Genomic DNA, 16,213 nt, shown 5'->3' with positions numbered 1-16,213 from the left:
ACGCATTGCGTGGATGGACCAACCGTCACCGGGAATCTGTCGGGGGTGGGGCGGTGTGGGTGGGCAGGACCGTTGGCGCCATGGATGGCGCCAACGAGCCCCCATGGATGGGTTTACGGCGTGTCCTGCCCACCCACACCGTCCCGCCCAACCAGCTGAAACCCAGAGCCGCTTCTGCTCTTGTCGTTGCACTTGCCTGAAAAAAGCGGTGCAGCCGCAGGCTGCAAAACACCCTCAATCCCGATCCTGCGCGCGCGCCGCCTCCGCCTGGGTCTCTTCCTGCGCCGCCATCTCGCGCGCGATCCACGCATCGATCATGTGCCGCTGGCGCTGTGCCTGCCGCCGCTCGCGCGTGTACTCCTGGTCCAGCACTCGGTACAGCGACACCATCACCAGCACCATCAGCAACGCAAACGGTAGTGCTGCAATCGTGATCATGCCCTGCAACGCGTCCAGCCCGCCGGCCAGCAGCAATGCGCCGGCGATCAACGCCACGCCCACGCCCCAGGCCAGCTTGCGCCTGGGTGGAGGATCACCCGCCTCGTCGGTGGACATGCTGGCCAACACCAGCACCGCCGAATCGGCCGAGGTCACGAAGAAGATCATCAGCAGCACCAGTGCGATGGACGACAGCAGCAACGGCAGCGGCATGCTGTCGAACAGCGTGAACAACACCGTCTCGTAGCCGTTGCCCAACGCCTGCACCAGATCGGCGTGGCCGAAGATCTGCATCCAGATGGCCGTGCCACCGAACACCGAGAACCAGAAGAAGCCCAGCAGGGTCGGCGCCAGCACCACGCCGATGACGAACTCGCGCACGCTGCGTCCGCGCGAGATGCGCGCGATGAACGAACCGACAAACGGGGCCCAGGAAATCCACCAGGCCCAGTAGAAGATCGTCCAGTCGGCCACCCAGGTGCTGGACGAGAACGGCGACATGCGCAGGCTCATCGTCACCAGCTGGTTGAGGTAGGAGCCCAGCGTGGTGGTGAAGGTGTTGAAGATCGCGCCGGTCGGGCCGAGCACCAGCACCAGCAGCAACAGTACGGCGGCCAATGCCAGGTTGACGTTGGACAACCATTTGACGCCGCGGTCGACGCCGCTGAGCGTGGACGCCATGTACAGCACGAATGCCACCGCGATGATCACCAGCTGCAGTGGCGGCCCTGCGTGCAGGCCGAACACACGCTCCATGCCGGCGGCAATCTGGATGGTGCCGAAGCCGAGCGTGGTGGCGACACCGATCGCGGTGGCAACCACCGCGGCGATGTTGACCACGCGCCCGATCCAGCCGCGATGGTGGCGGCCGATGATCGGCTGCAGCATGTCACTGACCAGGCCGCGGCCATTGCGGTTGAACTGGAACCACGCCATCGCCAGGCCGATCAGCGCATAGATCGCCCACGGATGCAGGCCCCAGTGGAAGAACGCGTAGCGCATCGAGGCGCGCGCGGCGTCCATGCTTTCCGGTGCCAGTCCTTCCGGTGGTTTGCTGAAATGCGAGATCGGCTCGGCTGCGCCCCAGAACACCAGGCCGATGCCCATGCCGGCCGCGAACAGCATCGACATCCAGCTGGCACGCGAGAATTCGGGTTCGGCGTCTTCGCCGCCGATGCGCAGGTTGCCGAAGCGGCCGAAGGCCAGGTACATCAGGAACACCAGTGCCAGGAACACCACCAGCAGGTACAGCCAGCCGACACTGCGGATGACCTCGGCCAGCATGGACTGCACAACGGTATTGAAGGGGCCGGGCGCGATGCCGGCCAGCAGCACCAGCAGCAGAACCAGTGCGATGGAAACGCGAAACACCATGAAGGAGCTTCTCCGATCAAGGGGATTGAGGGGAGCGAGCAGAGCTTGCAGCGAATGGCCGGCGGCATGCAGCACGCGCCGGGCAGGGGCCGCGAAGGCGGCGTGGAACGCATCGATCTCAGCGACGCGATGGGCGTGCACGTTACTGAACGCGACGTCACGGTTCTGTTAACGAATGACGATTGGGGTCAGATCCGCTTTCCGCCGGAAAGCGGATCTGAACCCGGAGGCGGGCGGTCTATGCTCTAATGCGCAGCAAGAAGCGGGGGTACCGGGCCTTGTGGCCACGGTTGAGACAGTCCCTTGGAACCTGATCCGGCTCATACCGGCGTAGGGAAGCTTTGCAATGCAGCCGTGCCCGGACTCCGCCCAAGGACCGTCCGTGCGCGCGCGCAGTGCGCCGCCGCTTCGTCCCTGACCTTCCTGGACGATGCCCGATGAACGCACAGCTCTCCGCCCTGCAGCAACAGGCCCAGCAACTCTCCGAATCCGTGACCCGGCCCATCCCCGGTTCGCGCAAGATCCATGTGCCCGGTTCGCGCCCGGACCTGCAGGTGCCGATGCGCGAGATCGCGCTGACCCGCACGCCCACGCTGTTCGGCGGCGAAGAGAATGCACCGGTCACCGTCTACGACACCTCGGGCCCGTACACCGATCCGCAGGCCCGCATCGATCTTTCCGCGGGCCTGCCGGCAGTGCGCCGTGCGTGGATCGAGGAACGCGGGGACACCGAACAGCTCGATGGCCTCAGCTCTTCTTTCGGGCGCGATCGCGAACACGACCCGAAGCTCGATGCCGTGCGCTTCCCCGCGCGCAGCCTGCCGCGACGTGCGCGTGCCGGCGCCAACGTCACCCAGATGCACTATGCGCGGCGCGGCATCATCACCCCGGAAATGGAGTTCGTCGCCATCCGCGAGAACCAGCGCCTGGACGCGATCCGTGATGCAGCCCTGCTGCAGCAGCACCCGGGCGAGGCCTTCGGTGCGTCGATCCAGAAGATCATCACCCCCGAATTCGTGCGCGACGAGATCGCACGCGGCCGCGCGGTGCTGCCCAACAACATCAACCATCCGGAAAGCGAGCCGATGATCATCGGCCGCAACTTCCTCACCAAGATCAACGCCAACATCGGCAACAGCGCCGTGTCCTCGGGCATTGCCGAGGAAGTGGAGAAACTGGTGTGGGCGATCCGCTGGGGTGGCGACACGGTGATGGACCTGTCCACCGGCAGGCACATCCACGAAACGCGCGAATGGATCATCCGCAACTCGCCGGTGGCGATCGGCACCGTGCCGATCTACCAGGCGCTGGAGAAGGTCGATGGCCGCGCCGAAGCGCTGACCTGGGAGATCTTCCGCGACACCCTGATCGAGCAGGCCGAGCAGGGCGTGGACTACTTCACCATCCACGCCGGCGTGCTACTGCGCTATGTGCCGCTCACCGCCAAGCGCGTGACCGGCATCGTCAGCCGCGGCGGTTCGATCATGGCCAAGTGGTGCCTGGCGCACCACAAGGAGAACTTCCTCTACACGCATTTCGAAGAGATCTGCGAAATCATGAAGGCCTATGACGTGACCTTCTCGCTGGGCGACGGCCTGCGCCCGGGCTGCATTGCCGATGCCAACGACGCAGCACAGTTCGGCGAGCTGGAGACGCTGGGCGAATTGACGAAGATCGCCTGGAAGCACGATGTGCAGACCATGATCGAAGGCCCCGGCCACGTGCCGATGCAGTTGATCAAGGAGAACATGGACAAGCAGCTGCGCGAGTGCGGCGAAGCGCCGTTCTACACGCTCGGTCCACTGACCACCGATATCGCGCCCGGCTATGACCACATCACCAGTGCGATCGGTGCGGCGATGATCGGCTGGTTCGGCACCGCCATGCTCTGCTACGTCACGCCGAAGGAGCACCTGGGCCTGCCCAACCGCCAGGATGTGCGCGACGGCATCATGGCCTACCGCATTGCCGCGCACGCGGCGGATCTGGCCAAGGGCCACCCGGGCGCACAGGTGCGCGACAACGCCCTGAGCAAGGCACGCTTCGAGTTCCGTTGGGAGGACCAGTTCCACCTTGGCCTGGATCCGGAGAAGGCCAAGGAGTTCCATGACGAGACCCTGCCCAAGGATGCGCACAAGCTGGCCCACTTCTGTTCGATGTGCGGCCCGCACTTCTGCTCGATGAAGATCACCCAGGATGTGCGCGACTACGCCGAGGCCGGCATGAAGGAAAAGTCCGCCGAGTTCCGCGCTTCGGGCGCCGAGGTCTACCACCAGGGCTGACGCGTGGCCGGTCGTGTCGGCCACTGGCCGGCATGACCGTTCCTCACGCCGGTCACCGCTATGCTCGGCCCATCGTTGCCAGAGGAAAGGACGCCATGCCTGTTGCCGTGACCACGCGTTGGCTGGCCATTGCCCGCCGCCACCCTTCGGCCTGGCTGCTGGCGGCGCAACTGCTGGCGGTGGTGCTGTATCCGGCGCTGGACGACACCGCCGGCGGACGTGCCGCGCTGGGCATGTTCGGCATGGCGGTGCTGGGCCTGGCGCTGTGGGTGGTGCAGCGCAGCCCGTTGGGAAGCTGGCTGGCCCTGCTGCTGGCGATCCCCGCCGTGGTGTTTTCGTTGGCGGGGGCGCTGCTGGAGCGCAGCGCGCTGGTGACCACCGCCCAGCTGCTGGAAAGCCTGCTGTATTTCTATACGGCAGGTGCGCTCATTGCGTACATGCTGCAGGACCACAAGGTCACCCGCGATGAACTGTTCGCTGCCGGGGCCACCTTCACCCTGTTGGCCTGGGCCTTCGCGTTTTCGTTTTCGGTCTGCCAGCAGTGGTACCCGGGCAGCTTCCACGGTGCCAGCGAGGGTCCGCAGCGCAGCTGGATGGAGTTGCTTTATCTGAGCTTCAGCTTGTTGTCTGGAGTGGGGTTGAGCGATGTCGTGCCGCTGCATCCACAGGCCCGCGCGCTGGTCATGCTGGAGCAGTTTTCAGGCGTGATGTACGTAGCTTTGGTGGTTTCGCGACTGGTCGGACTGACCATGCTGAGGCGTGTCTGAAAATGAACGCCAGATAAAAATTTCGCGCCCGGAAGGGCGCGAATGGTGCTGCAAATTATGTGAATGCGTCGGCGAGAGAGAGCCTGATGTCGACCACGCGATAGGCGAGGTAACCGGCATAGGCTAGTATTCGCGCGCTCAATTGTTTTTGCGGTATGCGCCGATGCTTTGTGCGGAGTCTGGCTTTTCGCTGTTCCCGGAACGGGAGCGGTTTCAAAGGCAAACGCTGCCCGGAACCTGTCTCTACTGTGTAGCAGAAAATGAACAGCAGCGAAATCCAGCCCCCGGATTCGATCGGATCCGGATAGGCGAGTGCATCGTCACTCTGTCCTCGCGTGAGGTTGAGGTGGTCGGCGCACGCCGGCCGCGTCGGCTCACGCCGAAGGCGCTGGGCGTACTGCGCGTGCTGCTGCGGCAGCCGGGCCGTGTGGTCACCCGCGATGAACTGTTCGCCGAGGTGTGGCCGGACACGCTGCCGACCAACGACGTGCTGACCCAGGCCGTTACCCAGCTGCGCAAAGCGTTCAGCCACGACGAAGACAACGGCCAGGCCTACATCGAGACCATCGCCAAGACCGGCTATCGCCTGCTGATGCCGGTGCAGGTGCTGGACGACGTCCAGACGCCGGCGCCGGCGCTGGCTGATGACGAGGCGGAGGACGCGCCGGCAGTGATCACCGCCGCTGCCATGCCGGCAGAGGTGTCGCGCCGCCGCTGGCGCCATGTGCGTCGTCGTGTGCTGCTGGCGCTGGGCGTGGTGATGCTGGTGGCGCTGGTGGTAATGACCGCGCTGCTGTTGCGGCGCACGCCGGCCAGCAGTTCGCCGGTGGACGCCGCCGTGGAGAACGGCACGCGGGTGATCGGCAGCCCGCAGCGTCCCTATCGGCTGATCACCGCGACAAGTGGCTTTGAAACCTATCCCACGCTGTCGCCCGACGGCTCGCTGGTGGCCTACGAAGGCGCCAACGAAGACGGCAATGGCGGCGGTGCGATCAAGGTGCAGACTTCGGGCAATGCACCCGCACGCCAGCTGCTGGTGCCGCCGGCCGGCGCGGTCGATCGTTTCCCGAACTGGTCGCCGGATGGGCGTGAGATCGCCTTTGCGCGGTTCTCCGCCGATGGCGGCTGCCAGGTGCTGGTAGCCAGCGCCACCGGTGGCGCACTGCGCCAGGCCACGCGCTGCGATGGCACCGAACTGCTCAGCTTCGACTGGACGCCCGATGGCCGTGGCCTGGTGTTCGGCAGCATGGTCGGGCGCTATGCGCATCGTGGCATCCGCGTGCTGGACCTTGGCAGCGGGCAGTGGCGCGCGCTGGACTACGGCGTGGACCAGGATGATTTCGACTACGCGCCACGCTATTCGCCGGACGGGCAGTGGCTGGTGTTCGTGCGCAACCCGCAGCTGGGCGATCTGTGGCGCGTGCCGGCCAATGGCGGAACACCCGAGCGCCTCACCAACGAAGCGGCCGAGCTGCGCGGGTGGGCCTGGCTGGACGATGGCCGCACCATCGTGTTTGGCCGCCGCGTCGACAGCGAAGCCCGGCTCTATTACCTGGATGTGGAGCGCCGCACGCTGCGCGATGCGGGCCTGGATGATGCGCAGTGGCCGGCCGTGTCGCGCCGTGGCGGCATGCTCGCCTTCGTTCACCGCCGCGCGCAGTTCGGCGTGTTCAAGGTGCCGATGCAGGGCAATGGCGAACCCGAACGCCTGTTCGCCTCCAGCGGCCGCGATGGCCAGCCGATGGCGGCACCGGACGGGCGCCAGCTGGTGTTCACCTCCGATCGTTCCGGCAGCTTCGCCCTGTGGTGGGCCGACATGCAGCGCCCCGACTCGCTGCGACCGATCGAAGGGCTGCGTCCGGAAGCGCGGCAGGCACCGGACTGGTCGGCCGACAGCCGCCAGTTGCTGGTGGTGGGCCGCGATGAGCACGGCAGGACCGTGGTCTACGAGATCGCCCCGCGCGACGAACGCCTGCAGCCGTTGCCGGTGCCCGGCGAGCAGCCGCTGCAGGCCCTGTATGGCGCGACGCCGGAGCAGCTGCTGGTGGTCGAACGCGATGCCGACCGCCGCATCCGGCTGAGCCTGTACGACCGCAGCGTGCAGCCATGGCGCCGCCTGGGCAGTGTCGATGGCGTTTCGCAGGCGCGCTTCGACCGCAGCACCGGACGGGTGCTGTTCACCCGCCTGGCCGCCAGTGGCCTGTGGTCGGCCGATGCGGCGTTGTCGCCAGCCAGCGTGCAGCAGATCAGTGATGACCGGCCCAGCCGCTGGCGCTACCGGGCCTGGACGGTGGCCGGCAGCAATGCGATCGGCTATCTCGGCACGTCCACTGCCTGTGGCACCACGTTGATACGGATCCAGGCCGGTCACGAGCAACCCGAGCACTGCCTGGACACGCAGCGGCTCAGCGCAGGCAACGGGCTCAGCGCCAGCGCTGACGGACATGACCTGTTTGTGGCGATGGCGGTCAGTGACGGCGCCGACATCGGCGTGATGCGTTTGCCCGAACGTGCCCCGGCGCTGTTTCCTGCCTTCTCCAAGTTGTTGTTGTTCAAGGGAAATGGACCTTCGTAATTTCTTCGTCGCGATCTCGTCGCGAATTCGTGGCGATCTCGTCCGACTTTCCTGACGCGGACCCGCCTGATTTGGCAAAACGGAGGCCTGTACTAGGCAAATCCGTGGTGCCCCCATGCGTCAACTCTCGCTGGCCGATCGTGGCCAAACCGTCTCCCTGGACCGCGCGCTCGACGATGCCGCGCCGACCTGCCTGGGCGTGGCCCGACTGGGCAGCCTGCAGACCGCCGGCACCAGCTTCACTGTCTGGATGCAGGTGCGCGGCAGTTCGTGGGTCGAGGCCAAGGAGGGACGTTTCCGCCTGCGCCAGGGCGAGTGGATCGCCTTCGAGAAGGAATCACGTCCGTTGGTGCAGGCCGGTCGCAATGGGCTGTGCATCGGCCTGAACCTGAACGTCGAGGCGCTTCGGGTGCTGGCCGAGATGGCCGACTGCGGTCTGTATGCCGGTCGCGGTCGCATGGACCGCAGTGATGCCCGCGTGGCGCTGCGGCTGTGGCGCGATGCGCTGGCCAGCGGCATGCCGGCACAGGCACTGCGCCCGTTGCTGCTGCATCTGGCTGGCCTGCAGCGTGGCCTGGCCGACAACGTGCAGCGTTGCCCGGGGCGCTCGCGCAGCCGCAAGCGGCAGGTGTTCGGCCGCATGCAGCGCGCCCGCCTGTACCTGGAGGGCAACAGTCACCGCGTGGTGCGCATCGGCGAACTGGCCGAGCTGACCAACTTCTCCAGCTGGTATCTCTCCAAGACGTTCCAGAGCCTGTACGAGGAAAGCCCGCAGTCGCTTTCGGCACGGTTGCGCCTTGAGCGCGCCGCCGATCTGCTGCGTGACACCGACATGATGGTCGGCGAGGTCGCTGCCGCCAGCGGTTTCGACAACTGCTGCAGCTTCGCGCGTGCGTTCCGCGCCCGCTACGGGCAGTCCGCATCGCGCTTCAGGGAGAACGGCGGCTTGCTCCCGCCACAATCTGCAAAGTCTCTGGTTGGTTCGCGCAAATACAGCGCTGCAACGCAATCGTAACGTGCTGGGGTGTTTTAACACGCTGCTAACACGTACCTTGGAGAGATTGATGAACGTTCGTAATCCCGCAGTGCGGTTCGGCTTGCTGCCGGCCGGCATTGCGCTGGCGCTGGCGCCGGCCTTTGCTTCCGCCCAGGAAGCAAAGGGCACCACCGATCTGGACCGTATTTCGGTCACCGGCTCGCGCATCCGCGGCGCCTCGGTGGAAACCCAGCAGCCGATCCTGACGATGACCCGTGAATCCCTGGAAAAGCAGGGCTTCTCGAGCGTCGCCGACGTGCTGAACAACCTGACCTCGGCCGGCTCCCCGGCCATCTCGCGTTCGGAATCGCTGGCTTCGGGCGAGAACGTGGGCGGCTACTACGTCGACATCCGCAACCTGGGCGCCGAGCGCACCCTGGTGCTGATGAACGGCAAGCGCCTGGGCGCTTCGACCTCGGGCCTGCAGGACCTGAGCCAGATCCCGATGTCGGCCGTTGAGCGCATCGAGATCCTGAAGGACGGCGCTTCGTCGATCTACGGTTCCGACGCCATTGCCGGCGTGGTCAACGTGATCACCCGCAAGAACTTCGACGGCGGCGAAGCCAACGTCTACGTCGGCCAGTACGGCAAGGGCGACGGCGACACCGAAACCTACTCGATGACCCTCGGTGCCCGCGGCGAGCGCGGCAGCCTGACCCTGTCGGCCGAGTACTCCAAGCAGGACCCGGTGTGGGCCAAGGACCGCTGGTACAGCCGTGACGGCTCGCTGGGTCCGAACTCGACCTCGGCTGACTGGAGCCCGATCAGCCAGAACGGCAGCTGGTGCAACCCGAAGCTGTACGACTGCACCAAGTCGAGCGCCGTGTGGCAGACCCTGAACCCGGGTGGCAATCCGAAGAACCCGAACGACTACCACGCCATCACCGAAGACGAGTTCGCCAACTCGAACGAGCAGATGACCCTGCTCACCGGTGTGAAGCGCAAGTCGGTCTACATCAACGGCACCTACGACTTCACCGATTCGATCAGCCTGAACACCGACGTGCTCTACAACGAGCGTCAGACGTTCCAGCAGATCGCCGGTTACCCGTACCAGTCCGCGTCCAATTCGATCAAGACCCCGTTGTCGGCCGCCAGCGCCTTCAACCCGGTCGGCCAGGACCTCAGCTTCCGCCGTCGCCTGTGGGAAGTGCCGCGTACCACTGACAGCCAGCTGAAGACCCTGCGCTTCGCCCCGACCCTGACCGGCTTCTTCGAGCTGGGCGGCAAGACCTTCGATTGGGATGTCGGCGCGCTGTGGAACCGCAACGAGTCGATCAAGAGCAACCGTGGTGACATGAGCCTGATCGGTGCACGCCAGGCCCTGGGCCCGTCGTTCATCGATGCCGGCGGCGTTGCCCGTTGCGGTACCGCGGCCAACCCGATCCTGGGCGACTGCCGTCCGTGGAACCCGCTGCTGCCGTACGGCGTTGACGGTCAGGGTTCGCTGGCGAACCAGGAGCTGCAGGACTTCCTGTTCCCGACCTTCACCACCCGTGGTGTGACCAAGACCACCAGCTTCACCGCCAACCTGTCGGGCGCGATCGTGACCCTGCCGGCCGGTGACCTGGGCTTCGCCCTGGGTGTCGAGCACCGCAAGGAAGAAGGCAGCTACGTGCCGGACGCCTTCGCGCAGTCGGGCCAGTCCACCGGCCTGGGCCAGAAGCCGACCCGTGGTGAGTACGATCTGAACGAGGTCTACCTCGAACTGAACGTGCCGCTGCTGGCCGACATGGCCTTCGCCAAGGAACTGACCCTGAACGTTGCCAGCCGTTATTCGGACTACAGCAACTTCGGTGGCACCACCAACAGCAAGTTCGGCCTGACCTGGCGCCCGATGGATGAACTGCTGGTCCGCGGTACCTACGCCGAGGGCTTCCGTGCCCCGACCATCAGCGACCTGTACGGTGGCCTGAGCTCGAGCTTCGAGTCGTACATCGATCCGTGCGGCGTGAAGGCTCCGGGCAGCGTTGCAGGCAACGCCGCGTGCTCCGGCGCAGGCGTGCCGGCCAACTACGTGCAGCTGGGCCAGGGTGGCAAGGAATGCTCGACCCTGCCGTGCCAGTCGGGTGACCAGTTCATCTCCGGTGCCAACCCGAACCTGAAGCCGGAAACCTCCAAGAGCACCACCTTCGGCCTGGTGTGGAGCCCGCGTTGGGTGCAGGGCCTGGACCTGTCGCTGGATTGGTACAAGTACGAAATCAGCGACATGATCATCGCTGACAGCGTCGACCGCATCCTGCGTGACTGCTACGTGCTGGGCAACGCCGATCGCTGCTCGAGCGTGACCCGTGCGGCTGACGGCCACGTCAGTGCGATCACCTACGGTACCGCCAACCTCGGCAAGATGAAGACCGAAGGTTACGACCTGGGCGTCAAGTACCGCCTGCCGGAACTGGCCATCGGTCAGTTCAGCATCGACTGGACCACCAGCTACACCTCCAAGTACGACGAGCAGGGCCAGAACAGCGCCGGCAACAACATCATGATCGGCCGCGTCAGCGAGCCGGGCCTGTTCCGCGTCCGTTCGAACCTGGGCGTGAACTGGCAGTACGGCGACTTCGGTGTCAACTACACCGCGCGCTACTACTCCGGCATGAAGGAAAGCTGCATCTCGCTGGACGACGGCTGGTGCGATGCCCCGAACCACATGGCCAACGGCGAGAGCGATCCGCTGCGTCACACCGGTTCCAACACCTTCCACGACCTGCAGGTCAGCTGGAAGGCGCCGTGGGATGCAACTGTCGCCCTGGGCGCGAACAATGTGTTCGACCACAAGGGTTCGCTGCAGTACTCGGCTCCGAACTCGGCGTTCGCCTACTACGGCGGCTTCGATGTGGGTCGCTTCCTGTACATGAAGTACACCCAGCGCTTCTGATCCATCGAAGTGCGGTAGCAACACAAGGAGGGCGGACCGCAAGGTCCGCCCTCTTTCTTTGCAGGATTGCGCGTGCGCGGGCCACAAAAAGGGCGCACCCGACGGATGCGCCCTGCGATTGTCCGTGCCGGTTGGGCCGCCGCTCAGGCGTCGCTGGGCACCAGGCCCATCAGCGCGTTGGCATGCTCGCGCCACTGTGGCAGCCGGTTCAGTACGCCTGCGCGCTGCAGGTAGTCCTCATCCACCGGATCGCCGTTGACCAGCGCCAGCGCCACGTGAACCGCGCCGGTCACCCAGAAGCTGCGCGTGTTGGCGCGCTGCGGCTGCAGATGGAATGCCACCGCTTCGATGATCGGCATCGGCAGGCCCCACAGGCCCAGCAGGTAGGCGCCGGCCTCGGCGTGTCCGGGGCGGGTATCGCCGGCCAGCGAGGGTTCGCTGCGCTCGTTGCGCACGCCCGGCAGCAGCAGGCCGATGTCGGCCAGCAGCGCGGCGGTCGCGCCCAGCTCGGCGCTGGATTCGGGCAGCAACCGTGCCGCCAGCCGCGAGGCGAGCAGGGCACGCTGCTGCAACGAATTGCGCTCGGCCGCTGACAGCGTCGGTGCCGAGAATACTTCGCTGGCCAGGACCAGGTCGCGCAGGGTGGACAGGCCCAGGCGGGTCACCGCGGTACGCAGGTCGGCGATGGTGCGGCCCTGGCTGAAGAACGCCGAATTGGACAGCTGCAGCACCTTGGCCGCGATCGCCGGATCGGCAGCGACCAGCTTGGCCACGTCGGCGCTGTCGGCATCGTCGTCATGTTCCAGCGCCTGGGTCAGGCTCAGGTACAGGTGCGGCGGCGAGGGCAGCTTCTCGATGCGACCGATGGCATCGCGCAGGCGCGGGCTGTCCAGCACTTCGCGCAGTTCTTCCAGGCTGGTCAGTGCTTCCAGCAGCACTTCCGGCGCCAGCGGCAGCGGCAGGAAGCGGTGGGCGACGCCGATCAGGCGTGCCGGCGGTGGCCGGTTGCCGTGCTGGGCATCGATCAGCGCGATGCGGATGGTCTCCGGGCGCAAGGTCCGGATCTGGCCCAGCAGCGTGGTGGCATTGAGATCGGGCAGCTGCGGGCAGACGATCACCGCGTCAACGCCCTGTGCAGCCACCACGCTCATCGCGCTGTGGCCATCGGTGGCGGTCAGCGGTTGCCAGTCTTCCCCAAGATCGGCAATGAATTCGGTCAGCTCAGCCGGCAGGCTGGCTGCATCCCCAACAAGCAGAATACGCACGACACATTCCCCTGGCTGTCTCGACGATGGATGTCGACGACGTGTGAAGTGACGCAATTTACCTAATACGGCGGCAAGAGTGATGTGCCGTCGTCATGAAACGTGACCCGCATCGCTCCGGCAGGGCCTGCCGGAGCGATCCGGTTCAGGCTCAGGCCTTGCTGTCCAGATGGCGCTGGTGCGCCTCGACCAGGATCTGCTTGGCCTCGGCGGCGCCGCCCCAACCATCGAGCTTCACCCACTTGCCCTTTTCCAGGTCCTTGTAGTGCTCGAAGAAGTGGCCGATGCGCTCCAGCCAGTGGCTGGAGACCTGGGCGATGTCTTCGACGTGGGCGTAGCCACTGAAGATCTTCGACACCGGCACCGCCAGGATCTTCTCGTCGCTGCCGGCCTCGTCGCTCATCTTCAGCACGCCGACCGGACGGCAGCGCACCACCGAACCCGGCACCAGCGGCAGCGGCAGCACCACCAGCACGTCGGCCGGGTCACCGTCGCCACACAGGGTGCTCGGCACATAGCCGTAGTTGCACGGGTAGCGCATCGGGGTGGACAGGATGCGGTCGACGAAGATCGCGCCGGTTTCCTTGTCCACTTCGTACTTCACCGGCTCCGAGTCCTTCGGGATCTCGATGATGACGTTGATTTCTTCCGGCGGGTTCTTGCCGGGCGAGACGAGTTCCAGGCCCATGGTGTGCTCCAGGTGGGGATATAGACGGATAGCCCCCATTTTATGCCTTTGCCGGGCGCCGTGCAGGGGCAGTGTACCCACCGCCCGTCGCGGTGCTGGACCACCGGTCGGCAGGGGCTTTCCCGATGGGGATGCCGGATGGCGCGGCGCAGGCTGATGACTCATCCCCAAGGAGTCCTGTCATGCGCTGGAAGACCTTGTGCTGTGCCGCCATCGCACTGCTTGTCCCGTTACCCGGCCTCGCACGCGGGCCACATGTGGACCTGATCGACTACCCGCAGCCGGAGGCCAACTGGGACCGGGCCTACGGTCTGGAAGCGGCCCTGACACGCGAGTTCAACGCGATCTGCGCCGATACCTGGTGCGAGGGCGACTACAGCAACTACCGGGTGATGGAGTTCCGCTGCGCCGTGCTGGCCCATCGCGGCACCGTGCAGCGCTGCGTCTGGGTGATCGCCGCCAGCGAGCTTTCGGTGCACGCCGACAGCGGGCAGATACAGGTCGACAACGGGCGCTGGACCTGTCAGTTGGCATTGCAGCCCGGCGTGCCCGTCGAGGCGTTCCATGCCGCGCTGGAGGCCCCCGGCGGCCTGACCGCACCGCTGCCCGGCCTCGACCACGGGCTGTTCGAGGTGCTGCCCGGCTGCCTGCGGCCGCAGGGGAGGGCAGGCTGATGCGGATCATCCTCGAATCAACCCTGCGGGTCGCGCTGCTGCTTCTGGTCGCCGGGGCTGCGCAGGCGGGTCCTGGGTTCGTGGACGCGCGTGATTACCCCACCTCTGCCATGGGCCATGAGCGTTTTCTGGCCGCCGAGCGTCGCCTGGTGCACGGCTTCGACAATGTCTGCGGCGACACCTTCTGCGAGGGGCAGTACTACAACCTGTGGGCGATGCGCCTGCGCTGCTCGGTGCAGCGCGATACCGGCGTGGTCGGCAGCTGCGTCTGGACCTTTGCCGGCAGTGATACCTGGGTGCGCAACATCGGCCGGATCGACGTCGATCTGGGCAGCTATGCCTGTGTGCTGCCGGTGGCGCCCGGAACCCCGCTGAGCCAGCTGCTGGAGGTGTGGGAGGCGGGTTCCGCGGATGACGCCCTGCATGCGTCATTGCCGGGTACCGGGCAGAACGCATACGACGCGCTGGTCGATTGCCTGTAGCGTCTGTGGCGTCAATGCAAACGTGACTGATTCGCATTAACGGAGTAGCATGCGCGGCGCCTCCCGTCCGTCCCCGGCTCCGCGCATGTCCTCCAATGCCGTCACCCTCACCGAACTGCTGATCCGCGAGCGGCCGGCGTTGCTGCGCCGCGTTCAGCGGATCCTCGGCGGCGACAACGGCGCCGAGGACGTGATCCAGGCGGTCTGGTTCAAGGCCCGCGGGGTCGACGACAGCCAGGCCATCGACAATCCACGCGCCTATCTGTACCGGCTGGCGGCCAATCTGGCCACCGACCACGGCCGCGAATCCACCCGCCGCAATCGACTGCTGGCCGACCACTACCTGTGGGGCCCGGACGAGGTGATCTCGACCGAGGAGCAGGCCATGGCCCAGGACGAGCTGCAGCGTGTGCTGGATGCCGCCAGCCATCTGCCCGAACCCACCCGCACCATCTTCCGGCTCAACCGCCTGCAGGGCCTGACCCAGGCCGAGATCGCACGCCGCCTGGGTGTGTCGGTGACCACGATCGAAAACCATGTACGCACCGCGCTGCAACGACTGGCGTGGGCACGCAGCGGTCGATGATCGCCCCGGCTTGGGGCTGGGCCTCGCTGAAACGTCTTGATCACTGGACCGTGGATGCGGTCTAGTTCTCCCGCCCGCGCTTGAATGCGCCTGTCCGCCAGCCGATGAGCCCGCCGAACACGCTGCCCGCCGCCAATGATGATGTCCTGGCCGAACAGGCCCGGGAGTGGATCGCGTGGTTGGCCTCGGGCGACCACAGCGATGCGCGCATGCAGGCGTTCGAGCGCTGGCTGGCACAGCCGGGCCATCGCCGCGCGTTCGAGCACGAACGCGCGCTGTGGCGCAGTGTCGGCCCGCGCCCGCGGGCGGCCCCCGTGCGGCGTCGGCCGCAACGCCTGCGCTGGGCGATGGCGGCGGCGGCCGCGCTGGCGATGCTGGTGGCCTGGCCGGAAGCCTGGTTGCGCCTGCAGGCCGACCATCGCAGCACGCACGTCGTACAGAGCGTGCAGCTGCCCGACGGCAGCCGCGCGGTACTCGATGCCGACAGCGCGATCGCCGTGCGCTTCGATGCAGGTGCGCGGCAGGTGGAGCTGCTGCGCGGTCGTGTCTGGTTCGAGGTCAGTCCGGATGCGCAGCGGCGATTCAGCGTGCAGGCCGGCAACGGCGTGGTTGAAGACATTTCCACCGCCTTCAGCGTGGCCCGCGGCGATGATCGGGTGGAAACCCAGGTCGGGCAGGGCAGGGTGCGCGTGGCCAGCCCGGCCGATGGCGGCTGGACCTATCTGAAGGCGGGCCAGCGTGCGGCCTATGGCGAGCACAGCGCAGTGACGCGCCTGGCCGACGTGGCGGCTGACAGCGTGGGTGCGTGGCGGCAGGGCGAGCTGCTGCTGGAGCAGGCCAGTGTCGCCGACGCTGTGCAACAGGTCGGCCGCTACCGTGCCGGCCCGACCTTCGTGCGCGGCGATCTGTCGCGGCTGCCGGCGGTGAGTGCCGCGCTGCGCATCGATCGCCCGGAACAGGCGCTGGATGCGCTGGCAGCAACCGCCGGGTTGCAGGTCACCCGCTTGCCGTTCGGTGTCGCCATCGTCCAGTAGATCCGCGCCATGCGTGGATGATCATCGCGGTGATCCCATTGTGCCGACCAACGGTCGGCACCCACCGCGATCGGAAATTCCTCTTGGGGTTCTGGCCGGTCCACCCGTCTTACCCCGCGAACGTACCCGCCGCC

Annotated in this window: 12 protein-coding genes and 1 riboswitch; of the genes, 9 read left to right on the top strand and 3 right to left on the bottom strand. The window is 66.4% G+C overall.

Translation table 11 applies throughout. The features are described from left to right. Nucleotides 1-234: 234 nt before the first annotated feature. On the bottom strand, nucleotides 235-1,812 hold the full coding sequence (locus N4G47_RS15890) for a BCCT family transporter (RefSeq protein ID WP_475288599.1): 1,578 nt from the start codon (nucleotides 1,810-1,812) through the stop codon (nucleotides 235-237). A 254-nt stretch (nucleotides 1,813-2,066) separates the two neighbouring features. Further along, nucleotides 2,067-2,167: riboswitch (TPP riboswitch) on the top strand. A gap of 82 nt (nucleotides 2,168-2,249) precedes the next feature. Here N4G47_RS15890 and thiC point away from each other — a divergent pair. From thiC to N4G47_RS15865, 5 genes are all read left to right on the top strand, one after another. Continuing rightward, nucleotides 2,250-4,094, top strand: coding sequence for a phosphomethylpyrimidine synthase ThiC (gene thiC, locus N4G47_RS15885; RefSeq protein WP_475288595.1), 1,845 nt, complete (start codon nucleotides 2,250-2,252; stop codon nucleotides 4,092-4,094). Between the two features lie 95 nt (nucleotides 4,095-4,189). Continuing rightward, entirely contained in the window at nucleotides 4,190-4,861 is a 672-nt protein-coding gene (locus N4G47_RS15880) for an ion channel (protein WP_475288592.1), read from the top strand. Between the two features lie 346 nt (nucleotides 4,862-5,207). Continuing rightward, entirely contained in the window at nucleotides 5,208-7,436 is a 2,229-nt protein-coding gene (locus N4G47_RS15875; RefSeq protein WP_475288587.1) for a winged helix-turn-helix domain-containing protein, read from the top strand. Nucleotides 7,437-7,551: 115 nt separating this feature from the next. After that, nucleotides 7,552-8,451, top strand: coding sequence for a helix-turn-helix transcriptional regulator (locus N4G47_RS15870; protein ID WP_475288583.1), 900 nt, complete (start codon nucleotides 7,552-7,554; stop codon nucleotides 8,449-8,451). Nucleotides 8,452-8,500: 49 nt separating this feature from the next. Beyond that, nucleotides 8,501-11,350: a TonB-dependent receptor gene (locus N4G47_RS15865; protein ID WP_475288579.1), complete on the top strand. Its 2,850-nt coding sequence runs from the start codon at nucleotides 8,501-8,503 to the stop codon at nucleotides 11,348-11,350. 143 nt (nucleotides 11,351-11,493) lie between these two features. Here the strand turns inward: N4G47_RS15865 and N4G47_RS15860 are convergent, their stop codons facing one another. Both N4G47_RS15860 and ppa read right to left on the bottom strand, forming a co-directional pair. Further along, the gene (locus N4G47_RS15860; RefSeq protein ID WP_107231605.1) at nucleotides 11,494-12,615 is read right to left on the bottom strand and encodes an HDOD domain-containing protein; all 1,122 of its coding nucleotides are present in this window, start codon (nucleotides 12,613-12,615) and stop codon (nucleotides 11,494-11,496) included. Nucleotides 12,616-12,766: 151 nt separating this feature from the next. Further along, complete coding sequence (ppa, locus tag N4G47_RS15855; protein ID WP_057497596.1) at nucleotides 12,767-13,303, bottom strand: inorganic diphosphatase; 537 nt, start codon at nucleotides 13,301-13,303, stop codon at nucleotides 12,767-12,769. Nucleotides 13,304-13,485: 182 nt separating this feature from the next. On the opposite strand from ppa, the gene N4G47_RS15850 reads away from it, so the two are divergent. The 4 genes from N4G47_RS15850 (at nucleotide 13,486) to N4G47_RS15835 (ending at nucleotide 16,079) form a co-directional block, all read left to right on the top strand. Beyond that, nucleotides 13,486-13,977 carry a hypothetical protein gene (locus N4G47_RS15850; protein ID WP_475288572.1) on the top strand — a complete coding sequence of 164 codons (492 nt, stop codon included), beginning with the start codon at nucleotides 13,486-13,488 and terminating at the stop codon, nucleotides 13,975-13,977. After that, nucleotides 13,977-14,459, top strand: coding sequence for a hypothetical protein (locus N4G47_RS15845; RefSeq protein ID WP_475288568.1), 483 nt, complete (start codon nucleotides 13,977-13,979; stop codon nucleotides 14,457-14,459). The genes N4G47_RS15850 and N4G47_RS15845 overlap by 1 nt, the downstream gene beginning before the upstream one ends. A gap of 85 nt (nucleotides 14,460-14,544) precedes the next feature. Continuing rightward, nucleotides 14,545-15,045 carry an RNA polymerase sigma factor gene (locus N4G47_RS15840; RefSeq protein ID WP_107231608.1) on the top strand — a complete coding sequence of 167 codons (501 nt, stop codon included), beginning with the start codon at nucleotides 14,545-14,547 and terminating at the stop codon, nucleotides 15,043-15,045. A 104-nt stretch (nucleotides 15,046-15,149) separates the two neighbouring features. After that, the gene (locus N4G47_RS15835; RefSeq protein WP_475288562.1) at nucleotides 15,150-16,079 is read left to right on the top strand and encodes a FecR family protein; all 930 of its coding nucleotides are present in this window, start codon (nucleotides 15,150-15,152) and stop codon (nucleotides 16,077-16,079) included. Nucleotides 16,080-16,213 lie beyond the last annotated feature (134 nt).

The organism is Stenotrophomonas sp. GSD10 (assembly GCF_056172695.1).
The sequence above is the reverse complement of the archived record's forward strand: the minus strand, read 5'-3'. Positions and strand labels throughout refer to the sequence as shown.

Bases quoted from the DNA above. Each gene is read 5' to 3' on its own strand.
- N4G47_RS15890 (WP_475288599.1), bottom strand. From the start codon at position 1,812: ATGGTGTTTCGCGTTTCCATCGCACTGGTTCTGCTGCTGGTGCTGCTG.
- thiC (WP_475288595.1), top strand. From the start codon at position 2,250: ATGAACGCACAGCTCTCCGCCCTGCAGCAACAGGCCCAGCAACTCTCC.
- N4G47_RS15880 (WP_475288592.1), top strand. From the start codon at position 4,190: ATGCCTGTTGCCGTGACCACGCGTTGGCTGGCCATTGCCCGCCGCCAC.
- N4G47_RS15870 (WP_475288583.1), top strand. From the start codon at position 7,552: ATGCGTCAACTCTCGCTGGCCGATCGTGGCCAAACCGTCTCCCTGGAC.
- N4G47_RS15865 (WP_475288579.1), top strand. From the start codon at position 8,501: ATGAACGTTCGTAATCCCGCAGTGCGGTTCGGCTTGCTGCCGGCCGGC.
- ppa (WP_057497596.1), bottom strand. From the start codon at position 13,303: ATGGGCCTGGAACTCGTCTCGCCCGGCAAGAACCCGCCGGAAGAAATC.
- N4G47_RS15850 (WP_475288572.1), top strand. From the start codon at position 13,486: ATGCGCTGGAAGACCTTGTGCTGTGCCGCCATCGCACTGCTTGTCCCG.
- N4G47_RS15845 (WP_475288568.1), top strand. From the start codon at position 13,977: ATGCGGATCATCCTCGAATCAACCCTGCGGGTCGCGCTGCTGCTTCTG.
- N4G47_RS15840 (WP_107231608.1), top strand. From the start codon at position 14,545: ATGTCCTCCAATGCCGTCACCCTCACCGAACTGCTGATCCGCGAGCGG.
- N4G47_RS15835 (WP_475288562.1), top strand. From the start codon at position 15,150: ATGAGCCCGCCGAACACGCTGCCCGCCGCCAATGATGATGTCCTGGCC.